The 13280-nt window shown below is 71.3% G+C and carries 9 protein-coding genes and 1 pseudogene; 5 read left to right on the plus strand and 5 right to left on the minus strand.

Annotated elements, in window-relative coordinates:
• A partial coding sequence (locus A5691_RS09665) for a helicase-related protein (RefSeq protein ID WP_068266546.1) occupies nucleotides 1-3580 on the plus strand: 3580 nt, incomplete at its 5' end.
• A gap of 13 nt (nucleotides 3581-3593) precedes the next feature.
• The gene (gene nei2, locus A5691_RS09670) at nucleotides 3594-4349 is read left to right on the plus strand and encodes an endonuclease VIII Nei2 (protein WP_068016626.1); all 756 of its coding nucleotides are present in this window, start codon (nucleotides 3594-3596) and stop codon (nucleotides 4347-4349) included.
• Between the two features lie 92 nt (nucleotides 4350-4441).
• On the opposite strand, the gene A5691_RS09675 is transcribed toward nei2, so the two are convergent.
• The gene (locus A5691_RS09675) at nucleotides 4442-5359 is read right to left on the minus strand and encodes a PHB depolymerase family esterase (protein ID WP_067752755.1); all 918 of its coding nucleotides are present in this window, start codon (nucleotides 5357-5359) and stop codon (nucleotides 4442-4444) included.
• 167 nt (nucleotides 5360-5526) lie between these two features.
• Here A5691_RS09675 and A5691_RS09680 point away from each other — a divergent pair, with 167 nt between their 5' ends.
• Nucleotides 5527-5877, plus strand: a complete 351-nt coding sequence (locus tag A5691_RS09680) for a DUF732 domain-containing protein (RefSeq protein WP_067752758.1) — start codon at nucleotides 5527-5529, stop codon at nucleotides 5875-5877.
• Nucleotides 5878-5977: 100 nt separating this feature from the next.
• Nucleotides 5978-6175 (plus strand): hypothetical protein, encoded by a 198-nt coding sequence (locus tag A5691_RS09685; RefSeq protein ID WP_231969195.1) that lies wholly within the window; start codon nucleotides 5978-5980, stop codon nucleotides 6173-6175.
• 10 nt (nucleotides 6176-6185) lie between these two features.
• Here A5691_RS09685 and mgtA read toward each other — a convergent pair whose 3' ends face one another.
• From mgtA to phoU, 3 genes are read right to left on the minus strand one after another with little or no spacing between them, the layout of a single operon-like run.
• A complete protein-coding gene (gene mgtA, locus A5691_RS09690) occupies nucleotides 6186-8816 on the minus strand; it encodes a magnesium-translocating P-type ATPase (protein ID WP_068016628.1) in 2631 nt (876 codons plus the stop codon).
• Nucleotides 8813-9805 carry a magnesium transporter CorA family protein gene (locus A5691_RS09695; RefSeq protein WP_068016631.1) on the minus strand — a complete coding sequence of 331 codons (993 nt, stop codon included), beginning with the start codon at nucleotides 9803-9805 and terminating at the stop codon, nucleotides 8813-8815. Before A5691_RS09695 ends, mgtA begins: the two co-directional genes overlap by 4 nt.
• Nucleotides 9806-9842: 37 nt before the next feature.
• A complete protein-coding gene (gene phoU / locus A5691_RS09700) occupies nucleotides 9843-10508 on the minus strand; it encodes a phosphate signaling complex protein PhoU (protein ID WP_067752769.1) in 666 nt (221 codons plus the stop codon).
• A gap of 148 nt (nucleotides 10509-10656) precedes the next feature.
• On the opposite strand from phoU, the gene A5691_RS09705 reads away from it, so the two are divergent.
• Nucleotides 10657-12816 carry a hypothetical protein gene (locus A5691_RS09705; protein WP_231980986.1) on the plus strand — a complete coding sequence of 720 codons (2160 nt, stop codon included), beginning with the start codon at nucleotides 10657-10659 and terminating at the stop codon, nucleotides 12814-12816.
• Here the strand turns inward: A5691_RS09705 and A5691_RS27230 are convergent.
• Nucleotides 12720-13280, minus strand: a pseudogene (locus A5691_RS27230) (cation-translocating P-type ATPase); the annotation flags it as partial. The gene A5691_RS09705 and the pseudogene A5691_RS27230 overlap by 97 nt on opposite strands.

Raw genomic sequence — 13280 nt, forward strand, 5'->3', positions numbered from 1 at the left:
CGGCCAGACCTACGGCGCCGAGCCGCTGTTGGCGCGCGCCCACCACGGCTCGGTCAGCAAGGAACAGCGCGCCCTGGTCGAAGAGGACCTCAAGCGCGGCCTGCTCAAGGCCGTGGTCGCGACGTCGAGCCTGGAGCTCGGCATCGACATGGGCGCGGTCGACCTGGTGATCCAGGTCGAGGCGCCGCCGTCGGTGGCCAGCGGCCTGCAACGCATCGGGCGGGCCGGCCACCAGGTCGGCGAGGTGTCCCAGGGCGCGCTGTTCCCCAAGCACCGCACGGATCTGATCGGCTGCGCGGTGACGGTGCAGCGGATGCTGTCCGGCGAGATCGAGACGATGCGGGTGCCGGCCAACCCGCTCGACATCCTCGCGCAGCAGACGGTCGCGGCGGCGGCGCTGGAGCCGCTGGACGCCGACCGGTGGTTCGACACGGTGCGCCGCAGCGCCCCGTTCGTGACGCTGCCCCGCAGCGTGTACGAGGCCACCCTCGACCTGCTGTCGGGCAAGTACCCGTCCACCGAGTTCGCCGAGCTGCGGCCCCGGCTGGTCTACGACCGCGACACCGGCACGCTGACCGCGCGGCCCGGCGCGCAGCGGCTGGCCGTCACCTCCGGCGGCGCCATCCCCGATCGCGGCATGTTCACGGTCTACCTCGCCAGCGAGGCGGAGAAGCCGTCGCGGGTGGGCGAACTGGACGAGGAGATGGTGTACGAGTCCCGGCCCGGTGACGTCATCTCGCTGGGCGCCACCAGCTGGCGGATCACCGAGATCACCCACGACCGGGTGCTGGTGATTCCCGCGCCGGGCCAGCCGGCCCGGTTGCCGTTCTGGCGCGGCGACGACGCGGGCCGTCCGGCGGAGCTGGGCGCCGCGCTGGGCGCGTTCACCGGCGAGCTGGCGGGACTGGACCGCGACGCCTTCGACGCCCGGTGCGCCGGCCTGGGTTTCGACGCTTACGCGACCGACAACATGTGGGCGCTGCTGGACGAGCAGCGCACCGCGGCCGGGGTGGTGCCCACCGACACCACCTTGCTGGTCGAGCGGTTCCGCGACGAGCTGGGCGACTGGCGGGTGATCCTGCACTCGCCGTACGGGCTGCGGGTGAACGGCCCGCTGGCGCTGGCGGTGGGCCGCCGGCTGCGGGAACGCTACGGCCTGGACGAGAAGCCGACCGCCTCTGACGACGGCATCGTGGTGCGGTTGCCGGACATGTTGTCTGACAACGGCGACAACCCGCCCGGCGCCGACCTCTTCGTCTTCGACGCCGACGAGATCGACCCGATCGTCACGGCCGAGGTGGGCGGTTCGGCGCTGTTCGCGTCGCGGTTCCGGGAGTGCGCGGCCCGCGCGCTGCTGTTGCCGCGCCGGCATCCGGGCAAGCGATCGCCGCTGTGGCACCAGCGCCAGCGGGCCGCCCAATTGCTGGACGTGGCCCGCAAATACCCCGACTTCCCGGTCGTCCTGGAGACCGTCCGCGAATGCCTGCAGGACGTCTACGACGTTCCCGCCCTGACGTCACTGATGGCCGGCATCGCCCAGCGCAAGGTGCGGGTTGCCGAGGTCGCGACCGACCGCCCCTCCCCGTTTGCGGCGTCCCTGTTGTTCGGTTACGTCGGCGCATTCATGTACGAGGGCGACACCCCACTGGCCGAGCGCCGGGCCGCGGCGCTGTCGCTGGACAGCACGCTGCTGGCCGAGCTGCTGGGCCGCGTAGAGCTGCGCGAGCTGCTCGACCCAGACGTCATCGCCGCGACCGGCCGCCAGTTGCAGCACCTGGCCGAGGACCGGGCCGCGCGCGACGCCGAAGGCGTCGCGGACCTGCTGCGGCTGCTGGGCCCGATGACCGAGGACGAGATCGCCGCCCGCACCGGCGGCGCCGAGGTGGGCGGCTGGCTGGAGGGCCTGCTGGGTGCGCGGCGGGCGCTGACGGTGTCGTTCGCCGGCCGCAGCTGGTGGGTGGCCATCGAGGACATCGGCCGGCTGCGCGACGGGGTCGGGGCGCCGGTTCCGCTGGGGGTGCCGGCCGCGTTCACCGAGGCGGTGGCCGACCCACTGGGCGAGCTGCTCGGCCGCTATGCGCGCACGCACACCCCGTTCACCACGGCGGATGTTGCGGCCCGGTTCGGGCTGGGCCTGCGGGTGACGGCCGACGTGCTGGGCCGGCTGGCCGCCGACGGGCGCCTGGTGCGCGGCGACTTCGTCGCCGCCACCCCCAGCGCGTCCGGCAGCGAACAGTGGTGCGACGCCGAGGTGTTGCGCGTCTTGCGGCGCCGCTCGCTGGCCGCGCTGCGCGCGCAGGTGGAGCCGGTGAGCACCGCCGCGTACGGGCGGTTCCTGCCGGCCTGGCACCGGGTGCCCGCCCAGAATTCGGGGCTGGACGGCCTGATGTCCGTGATCGACCAGCTGGCCGGGGTTCGGATGCCGGCCTCGGCGATCGAGCCGCTGGTGCTCGGTCCGCGGGTGCGCGACTACTCCCCCGCGATGCTCGACGAGCTGCTCGCCACCGGGGAGGTGACCTGGTCGGGCGCCGGGTCGATCTCGGCCAGCGACGGCTGGGTCGCGCTGCATGTGAGCGATTCCGCGCCGCTGACCCTGGCCGGGCCCGCCGAGATCGACCTCACCGACGCGCACCGCGCGATCCTGGACACGCTGGCCGGCGGGGGTGCGTACTTCTTTCGCCAGCTCGCCCAAAGCGGGTTGCCCGACTCGGAGCTGAAAGCCGCGCTGTGGGAGCTGATCTGGGCGGGCTGGGTCACCGGTGACACGTTCGCGCCGGTGCGCGCCGTGCTCGGCGGGGTGGGCAGCCGCAAACGCGCGGCACCCGCGCACCGGTCGCACCGGCCGCCGCGGCTGAGCCGATACAGCGTCGCGCACGCGCAATCGCGCCCGGCCGATCCGACGGTCGCCGGCCGGTGGTCGGCCCTGCCGGCTCCGGAGCCCGATTCCACGGTGCGCGCCCACTACCAGGCGGAGCTGCTGCTGGGCCGCCATGGCGTGCTGACCAAGGGTGCGGTGGCGGCCGAGGGGATCGGCGGCGGGTTCGCCATGCTCTACAAGGTGCTGAGCACCTTCGAGGAGGCCGGCCGATGCCAGCGCGGCTACTTCGTCGAGTCGTTGGGCGGCGCGCAGTTCGCGGTCGCGTCGACCGTCGACCGGCTGCGCAGTTACAGCGACGGCATCGACCCCGAGCGACCCGAATACCGGGCGATCGTGCTGGCCGCCGCCGACCCGGCCAACCCCTACGGCGCCGCGCTGCCGTGGCCCGCGTCGGGCGGCGAGGGGGGCCGGCCGGGCCGCAAGGCCGGCGCGCTCGTCGTGCTGGTCGACGGCCACCTGGGCTGGTTCCTGGAGCGCGGCGGGCGGTCCCTGCTGACGTTCACCGACGACCCCGCGGCCCACGCGGCGGCGGCTGCGGCGCTGGCCGACCTGGTCGCCTCCCGGCGCGTTGCGTCGATCCTGGTCGAGCGCATCGACGGGGCGCCGGCGCTGCAGCCACAAGCGGGCGGGCCGAGCCCGGTGGCCGAGGCGCTGCCGGACGCCGGGTTCGCCCGGACGCCGCGCGGACTCCGGCTCCGGTGAGGCCGCGCTAGCCATGCCCGAGGGAGACACCGTCTGGCACACCGCCGCCGTCCTGCGCCAGCACTTGGCCGGGCGCACACTGACCCGCTGCGACGTCCGCGTCCCGCGGTACGCGACGGTCGACCTCACCGGGCAGGCGGTCGACGAGGTGCTCAGCCGCGGCAAGCACCTGTTCATCCGGGTCGGCCGGGCGAGCATCCACTCGCACCTGAAGATGGACGGCAGCTGGCGGGTCGGCGAGCGGCCGGTGCGCGTCGACCACCGTGCGCGCATCGTCCTGGAAGCCGGAACCGTCCGCGCCGTCGGCGTGGACCTCGGCGTGCTGGAGATCCTGGAACGCGATCGCGACGAGGACGCCGTCGCGCACCTGGGTCCAGACCTCCTCGGCGAGGACTGGGACGCCGGGTTGGCCGCCGCCAACCTGGCCGCGCACCCGGACCGCCCGCTCGCCGAGGCGCTGCTGGACCAGCGCGTCCTGGCCGGGATCGGCAACGTCTATGCCAACGAATTGTGTTTCGTCAGCGGGCACCTGCCCACCGCGCCGGTGAGCGCGGTGGGCGACCCGCACCGGCTGGTCTCACGCGCCCGCGACATGTTGTGGCTCAACCGGTTGCGGTGGAGCCGCTGCACCACCGGCGACACCCGGTCCGGCCGGCAGCTGTGGGTGTACGGGCGCGCCGGGCAGGGCTGCCGTCGCTGCGGCACCCCCATCTCCTACGACGGCTCCGGGGACCGGGTCACCTACTGGTGCCCGTCCTGCCAGCGCTGACCCGCAGCGCCCGGCCACACCGCGCTCGCGATCGCCACGAGCCCCATGGTGGCGACCCGCAGCGCCCGGCCACACCGCGCTCGCGATCGCCACTAGCCCCGCGCGTGCGCCAGAAAGAACTGCGCGATGGCCTCCGAGCCGTCGAGCGCGCGGGTGGTCGGCCCGATGATCGCTTTGGGCAGGTATTGCCTGCCGCCGGGCCACGTGTGCCCGCCGCTGTCGATCTGGTAGAAGATCACCTCGGTCGACGCCGCGCAGGCCGTGGAGTCGAAGCGGCGCACGACGGTCCCGTCCCCCACGTTGGGCAGCGCCTGGACGGACGGGTCGCCCTGGCAGCGATCGGCGGACCGCCACGTGCTCACCATGCTGTCGGCGGAGATGGCGTGGCTGACCCCGCCGCGACCGCGCACCACCCCGCCCTTGAACGGCACCAGCGGGTCGGCGGTGCCGTGGGCCTCCCACACCGACACGGGCCGCGACGGCTTGCACGCCACGCCCACGCCCAGCGTGCCCGCGACGGGCGCGGCGGCGGCAAACACGTCGGCGCGGTCGCACGCCAGCCGGTTGGACATGAATCCGCCATTAGACATCCCGGTGACGAAAATGTGCCCCGGGGCGATGCCGTAGTCGTTCTGCAGCTTGCCCACCAGCCCCACCAGGAAGCCGACATCGTCGATGTGCCGGCGATCGGCCGGCGACGCCCCGCGGCCGTCAGCCCAGCTCTTGTCGTAACCGTCGGGGTAGACCACCAGCAGGTTGTGGGCGTCGGCGACGGAGTCGAACCCGGTCAGTCCCCGTTGCCCGTTGCCGGTGCCACCGCCGCCGTGCAGGCTCAGGACCAGGCCGACCGGGCTGCCAGGCGGCACGTGCAACAGGTAGGTTCGGTCCATGCCGCCGGACCGGAACGTCCCGGACGCGTCCCGAGCGCTGGCCGCCGACACATGCCGCTCGCCACAGCCCACCAAGCACAGCGCGACCAGCACCACAGCCAACAAACGCACGTACGGCATGTCGTCAGAATCCCGGCAACGCCAATGGCGGAGCAAACCGTGCTCTGGGTGTGGCGATGATCGCAATATGATTGATCCTGCACCAAGCGGCACCGCAACGTGGGAATATTCGGGCAGCCCCCGCTGTCGGCGAGCAACGGCACTTCGATGTCACGGGAGTATCAGAAATGACGAGGACCCAGATACGCAACCCCAGCCTTCTGCTGTTGCTGATGGCTGCCGGCGTGGTCCCCGCGGCCGGACTGCTGGATGTGCTCGGCGCGACCCCGGCCGCCCACGCCAGCGCCGCCGATGACGCGTTCCTCGCCGCGCTGACCGCCAAGGGCATCAACTACGAATCGCCCGAAACGGCGATCCGTTCCGGGCATCTGGTTTGCCAGCAACTCGACTCCGGTGAAGCGCCGCAACAGGTGGCAAACGACGTCATGACCAACAGCCACCTCGACGGCTACCACGCCGGCTACTTCGTGGGCGTGAGCATCCGGGCGTACTGCCCGAAGTACGGCGCCCAGGCCTGAAAGTTAACAGCCAGTTGACAGGCTCGTGACAAACGCGCGGGTAAAATTTTAATTCGGAAACAATTCCTGAGAACTCGAAGGCCAAATGATTCCTAGACTTTTGGTCGGCGTTGCACTCACGCTCGGGGCTGCGGGATGGACGGCAGCCGCCGCCAACGCCGACCCCAGCCCCTTCAACACACTCAGCTGCAGTTGCGAGGAGACGTCGCCCACCGACAGCGCCGCCCTTACGGACAAGATCAACCGGGGCATCCAGCACGGCCTTGCGGACCAGCCCACGGTGCAGATCCATCACTGAGGTCTGAGGTTCAGTTCGTTCTCCGCGTCCGCCGCACGGCGTAATGGTGGTAGCGCGCGGCGCGCCTGCGGATGCGATACGCGCTGCCCCGGGTGCGATGCGGTTGTCCGACAAGGTGAATCGGCTCGCTGTAGAAAAGCATCTTGGCCAGCTCCACCAGCACCAGATAACAGATCACGAACATCCCCAGCACGGCGAAGAACTGCCACGGCAGCGGCGTGAAGCCCAGGGTCCGCGCCAGCGGTGAAATCGTCAGCCCGGCGCCGACGGCGACCACGGTGATGCTGGTGACGGCCAGCAGCGCGCTGGGCCGGCTGCGGAAGAACGGCACCATGCGGGTGCGGATCACGAAGATGATCAGCGTCTGCGTCGCGAGCGATTCCACGAACCAGCCGGTGCGGAACTCGACCGCGCCGGCGTGCAGCACGCCCAGCATCAGGCCGAACGTCAGGAAGTCGAACAGCGAACTGATCGGGCCGAAGATCAACATGAACCGGCGGATGAACGCGACGTTCCAGTGCGACGGCGCCTGCAGTTGCGCGGCGTCGACCCGGTCGGAAGGGATCGCCAGCTGCGAGGTGTCGTAGAGCAGGTTGTTCAGCAGGATCTGGCTGGGCAGCATCGGCAGGAACGGCAACAGCGCCGACGCGGCCGCCGCGCTGAACATGTTTCCGAAATTGCTCGACGTGCCCATCAGCACGTATTTGATGGTGTTGGCGAAGATGCGCCGGCCCTCGGCCACCCCGGTGGCCAGCACCCCGAGATCCTTTTCCAGCAACACCACATCGGCCGCGTCCTTGGCCACGTCGGTGGCGCTGTCGACGGAGATCCCGACGTCGGCGGCGTGCAGGGCCAGCGCGTCGTTGACGCCGTCGCCCAGGAAGCCGACCGACCGCCCCTTGCGGCGCAGCGCGGTGATCAGCCGCGCCTTCTGCTCCGGGGAGATGCGCGCGAAGATGGTGTGGTCCTGCGCGACACCGGCGAACGCGTCGTCGTCCAGCGCGTCCAGTTGTGCGCCGGTGATGGTGCCCTTGGACGCCAGACCCAAGTCGCCGCAGACCTTTTCGGCGACACGGGGGTTGTCCCCGGTGGCGATCTTCAGCTCGATACCCAGGTCGGCCAGTTTCGAGAGTGATTGCCGCGCGGCGGATTTGGGCTCATCGGCGAAGACCAGGAAGCCCGCGAGCGACAGGTCGCACTCGTCCGCGCGGGTGATCGCGGTCAAACCCGGCGCCGGTTTGGTGGCCACGGCCACCACCCTGCGCCCGGCGGCGAACAACGCCGCTAGGGTTTCCTCTGCCGCCGCCGCGGTGCCCCGGCATTGGGCCAGCACCTGCTCGGGCGCGCCCTTGACCACCAGCAGCCGGGTTCCGCCGTCGTCGACCAGCACCGACGTCGCCCGGCGTTCGTGGTCGAACGGCAGCAACGCAACCCGCCCGGCGCCGGCCACCAAGTCGTGCGCCTGCGGCGACTCCCAAAGCGCGGCGTCGAGCGGATTGGCGCTGGCGCCACCGGTTTTCGGGTCCACATCGGTGGCCAGCAGCCCCAGCCGGCGGACCGGGTCGCTGTGCGCACCGGCGGGGTCGACCGATTCGACCATCCGCAGCCGGCCTTCCGTCAGGGTTCCGGTCTTGTCGGTGATCAGGATGTCGATGTCGCCGAGGTCCTCGATGCACACCAGCCGCTTGACGAGCACCTTGGCCTTGGCCAGTTGCCGCGACCCGGTGGCCAGGCCGGTGCTGACGACGGCGGGCAGCAGCTGCGGCGTGATGCCGACGGCGATCGCCAGCGAGAACAGCACCGAGTCGATGATCGGCTTCGCCAACAGCAGGTTGCTGATCAAGATGACCACCATCAGCGCAACGGCCACCTGCAGCAGCAGATAGGAGAACCGGCGCAGGCCCACCTGGAAGCCGGTTTCCGGCTGACGCTCGTCCAAACCCGCTGCGATGCGGCCGAATTCGGCGTTCCTCCCGGTGGCGTACACCACCCCGGTGCCCTCGCCGGCGCTGACGATGGTGCCCATGAACGCCAGGTCGGCCGCGTCGGCCAGGTCGGTTCCGGGGGGCACGGGCTCGGGCGACTTCTCGGAGCCGGTCGACTCCCCGGTCAGAATGCTCTCGTTGCATTCCAAGCCGCTGACCTCGATCAGCCGGACGTCGGCCGGCACCGCCTCCCCCAGCGCCAGCCGGATCACGTCGCCCGGTACCAGCGCGGTGACGGCGAGCGTGACGAACTCCCCGTCGCGGCGCACCACGGCGTTGTGGTGCACGCTCGCGTGCAGGTCTGCGGCCGCCCGCTCGGCGCGGTACTCGTTGATGAAACCCAGGCCGATGCTGGCGACCAGGATGATGCCGATGATGACCGCCTGCATGCTGTCGCCCAGGAAGTACGAGACGACCGCGGTGCCGGCCAGCAGGATGAGAACCGCGTTGCGCAGCTGACGGCCAAGCACCGCAAGGGGATTGACGCGATGGGTCCGCACCGCGTTGGGGCCGTACCGCGTCAGCCGGGCAGCGGCTTCCGCGCTCGACAGTCCCGCCGCCGAGCTGTCCAGTGAGCGCAGCACCTCGTCGACCGGGGCCGCCGCGACCGACGTCGTGGTCGGGGCCGCGGGACCCGGTAACACCTCTGTCGTCATAGCCAATCCCTGCGTTTGAACATCAGGTAGATCACGCCCATCAGAACGAATATCAGGCTGGTGCTGGCGATGAACCCGGCGAGGTGACCGAATCCCGGGTACGGCACGTTCTGGCCGTAGAACCCCGTGATGGCCGTCGGCACCGCGATGATGGCCGCCCATCCGGTCAGCTTCTTCATGATGGTGTTCAGCCGCGCGTCCTGCAGCGACAGGTTGGTCTCGAAAATCGTTGTGACCATGTCCCGCAACGATTCCGTCCATTCCGACACGCGCAGCACGTGGTCGTACAGGTCGGCGTACAGCGGGTCCAGTTCCGGGGCGGTCCCCACCTCGTGCCGGTGGTGCTGGATCGAGTTGACCACCTCCCGCATCGGGAGCGCCACCCGCCGCAGCCCCACCAGGTCGCGGCGCATCTGGAATGTCCGGCGCTGAAAGCTGGCCTGGCGCGGCCTGCCGTCGAACAGCTCGTCCTCGATGGATTCGACGCAGTCGTCCAGGGCCTCCACCGCCGCGAAATGACTGTCCACCACGACGTCGAGCAGGCCGTGCACCAGCGCGCCCACCCCGTACTGCTGGGCGCCGATCTCCTCCCATCGCCGGGTGACCGCGGCGATGTCGAAGTCCGGCGTCAGGCGCACGGTGATCAGGCCGCGGGGCAGCACGAACGCCGAAATCCGGTGCGTGGACAGCATTCGCCCCGGCTCGTCGGCGGCCTCCGCCGCCACCTCGACCGCATAGACCGTGAAGAAGGTGTGCGTCTCGTAGGCGGTGGCCTTGACCCGCTCGGCGGCCGCGACGGCGTCTTCGACGGCCCAGGTGTTGAGGCCGAGTTCGGCGGCCAGGCCACACAGCGCGTCGTGGTCGGGGGCGCACAGGTCCACCCACACCAGGGTGTCGGGTTCGCGGAGGTACTCCGAGATGTCGTCAAAGGTGAAGTCGTCCTGTGGCTTACCGTGGCGCCACACGCGGCCCTGGATGTTGCCCTGCACGACGCTATCTTCTCAGCCCGGCCCAGCCGCCGCCGTGTCAGTAGGTGGAGATCTCGTCTTGCTCGGGCAGGTCGCCGCTGACCATGAAGATGACGCGGCGCCCGACTTCCACGGCATGGTCGGCGAAGCGTTCGTAGAAGCGGCCCAGCAGCGCGGCGTCCACGGCGGCGGGGATGTTGTCCGTCCAGTTCTGGTCCAGCAGCACGCTGAACAGCTGCCGGTAGAGCTCGTCCATCGCGTCGTCTTGTTCGCGAAGCCGCGCGGCCTGTTCCGGATCGTGGGATATCAATACTTGTTTCGCGTTGTCGCCCAACGCGATTGCCACCTCGGCCATCTCGGCGAAACACGCGCGGACTTTGTCGGGCAGTGCCCGATTCGGGTGTTCACGCCGGGCGATCTTGGCGACGTGCACCGCCAGCGCGTCCATCCGTTCGATGTCGGCGATGATCTGGACGGCGCTGAAGATCGCCCGTAACTCTCCGGCAACCGGTTGTTGTAGTGCCAGTAACGCGAACGCTTCTCGCTCCGCGCGGCCCCGCATCACCACCATTTGGTCGTGCTCGCGGATGACCCGTTCGGCGGCGTCCAAGTCCGCCTCCAACAATGCCCTGGTAGCGCGCCTCATGGCTTCGTTGGCCAGGCCGCACATCTCGCCGAGCTGGACGCTCAACTCTTCGAGCTGGTGGTGGTAAGCGGTTCGCATAGCGCAACGGTGGCCAATGCGAGCGCTTTTCGCAAGGGACGAAAGGCACCCGAAAAGAGCCTGAATGACTCCTCCCGCCCGCGCCACCGCCGGTTAACCTGCCGCTGTCACCATATCGAGGACCATCCATCCGAGCCGAGAGAACACGGTGAGCACACGACGCGGCCTCCCTGGACTGGGACTGCTGACGGCGCCGTTGCGCGTCGCCGCCCTCAGCGCCGAGATCGCCGCCGGCGCCGCCTTGTTGGGCGGCAACGTCGCGACGAGCATGGGCAGGTCGCTGGTGCGCGCGACGCCGGATGTCCCGGGGCTCACCCGCGCCGCGGCGGGTGCGGTGCTGGAGGCGGCGGGCGGGCCGCGCGCCCGGCGCGTCAGCGCCAACGGACCGAGGCGCTGGATCGAGGTGCGCGGGCTGGAGGGTGAGCGCGCCGCGGACATCGCGGCGGCGGTCCTGGCGGCGGTCCGGGCGCTGCCCGGCGTCGAGCGGGCCCACCTCAACCCCGCCCTGGCGCGCCTGGTGGTGACCGTGGCGGACGACGGTCCCTCGACGGCCGAGCTGTGCCGGGCCGTCGCCGGCGCGGAACGGCCCCGCCGAGCTCGCGCCGCGCGGGCGAACCCGGCCAGCCTGCCGGGCGACGACGCGCTGCTGATGGGCCGGATGGTGGCGGCGACGGCCGCCTCGGTCGGCTTCGGCCTGTCCCTGACGGGCAGCCTGCTGCGGCTGCCCCGGCTGCCCGACCTGGTGGCCGTGCCGCCGACGGTGGCCGACCATCTGCCGCGGCTGCGCCGCGAGTTGGAGCGGCGCCTGGGGCCCGAGGGCACCGACGTGCTGTTCGGCATCGTCAACGCCACCACCGCGGCGCTCACGCTGTCGCCGACGGCGGCGGCCGCCGAGGCCGCCACCCGCACCATGCTGGCCGCCGAGGCGTGGAACGGCAGGCTGGCGTGGAGTCGACACGAACCCGAGTTGGCCGGCCAACCGGTGCCCGACGACGCGGCCGCGACCCCCGTCGGCAACCCGTCGCCGCCCGACGGGCCCGCGGAACGCTACGCCAACCGCGCCGGACTGGCCGGCATCGGCGCCGCCGCCGCGGTCGGCCTGCTCACCCGCAACCCCGACGCGGCGGGCGCCGCCGCGCTGGCCGCGGTCCCCAAACCGTTGCGGACCGTGCGGGAAGCGTTCGGCTGCACGATGAACCTCGGCCTGACCAGCCGCCACGACGCGCTGGTGCTGCGTCCGGGCGTGTTGCGGTCCCTCGACCGGATTGACGCGATCATGGTCGACCCTCGAGCCCTGTACACCGACGAGCTCACGGTCAGTCGCGTTCTGGGCGTGGAGAATTCGGCACGCGCACACGCTTGGGCGGCGGTCCGGGCCGCGCTCGACAGCGACGGCATGAAGCCGGGATGGCATCAGCTGGCCGACATTCCGGGAGCCGGCGACGTCGGCGAGGCCCTGATCAGCCCGGTCCGCGATCCGTTCGCGGCGGCGGTGCTCACCGAGGCGCGGCGCTCCCAGCCGCGGGTCTATTCCCTCGATGACGACGGATTGCGTTCCCTGGCACAGGGTTTCGATCAGCTCTACCCCGCGGACGGATCGATCGACCACGCGGTCGCGGCGGCCGTCGCCGAACTGAAGGCCGCCGGGCACACCGTGGCGCTGCTGACCACCTCGGGCATGCGGGGGGCGCACCGGTCCGACGTGACCATCGGGGTGCTGCGGCCCGGGCATCCCGCGCCCTGGGCCGCCGACGTGGTCGCGAAGGACCTGGCCGGCGCCTGGCGCATGTTGCACGCGCTGCCCGCCGCGCGCGCCGCCACCGAGGGCGCGGTCCGGTTGTCGGCCTCGGCCTCCGCGATCGGCGCGCTGATGCTGATTCCCGGTGTGCCAGGCCGCAGTTCGGCGTCGGTCAATGTCGGCATGGTCGCCAGCCTGTGGTTCGGCTACCGGGCGGCCGTGAAGACCCTGCGGGACCCGCTGCCCGAACCCGAAACCGCCCACGACTGGCACGCGTTGCCGGTCACCGAGGTGCAGCGGCTGCTGCCCCGCCCGGTCGACGAGGACCGCGAGGACATTCCCGCGCGGTGGCAGCGGGTGCCCCCGCTTCGCGTCCTGCACGACGCGACCGCGGCGTCCTGGAACAACATCCGCGACTTCGCCGAGGAGATGCGCGGTGACCTGGCGGACCCGATCACGCCGCTGCTGGCCACCGGCGCTGCGGCCAGCGCCCTGCGCATCTCCGACCGCGATCCCACGGCGGTGACCACGGCCACCGCCGTGCCCGCGACCACCGTGGTGCCGGCGTAGAGCATGCAGGTCCGTTCGGCCAGCGGCGCGCCGGGCGTGGGCTCGGTCTGCTTGGACACCGGCAGCGATTCGCCGGTCAGCGTCGACTCGTCGACCTCCACGTTCGAGGCGTGCAACAGCCGGGCGTCCGCGGGGACCACCTCGTCGGCGTGTACTTCGATGATGTCGCCCGGCCGCAGCCGCTTGGTCGGCACCTTCTCGCGGCGCTGCGCGTCCAGCGCGCCGACCCGGCGTCGCGCCGGCGGATCCTGCACGGCCAGTAGGCGATTCAGCGTGCGCTCGGCGTGCAGCTGCTGCTCGGCCGACAGGGCGGCGTTGACCAGCAGCACGCTGCCGACCAGGACGGCGTCCAGCGGGGAACCGAGCAGGGCGCTGGCCGCAGCGCCGGTGGCCAGCAGCGGCGTGATCGGGTCCGCCAGGTCACCGCGCATCTCCTCGGCGAAGTCGCGGATGTTGTTCCAGGA

It is taken from the genome of Mycobacterium sp. E183 (genome assembly GCF_001667735.1).
Classification (GTDB): Bacteria; Actinomycetota; Actinomycetes; order Mycobacteriales; family Mycobacteriaceae; genus Mycobacterium.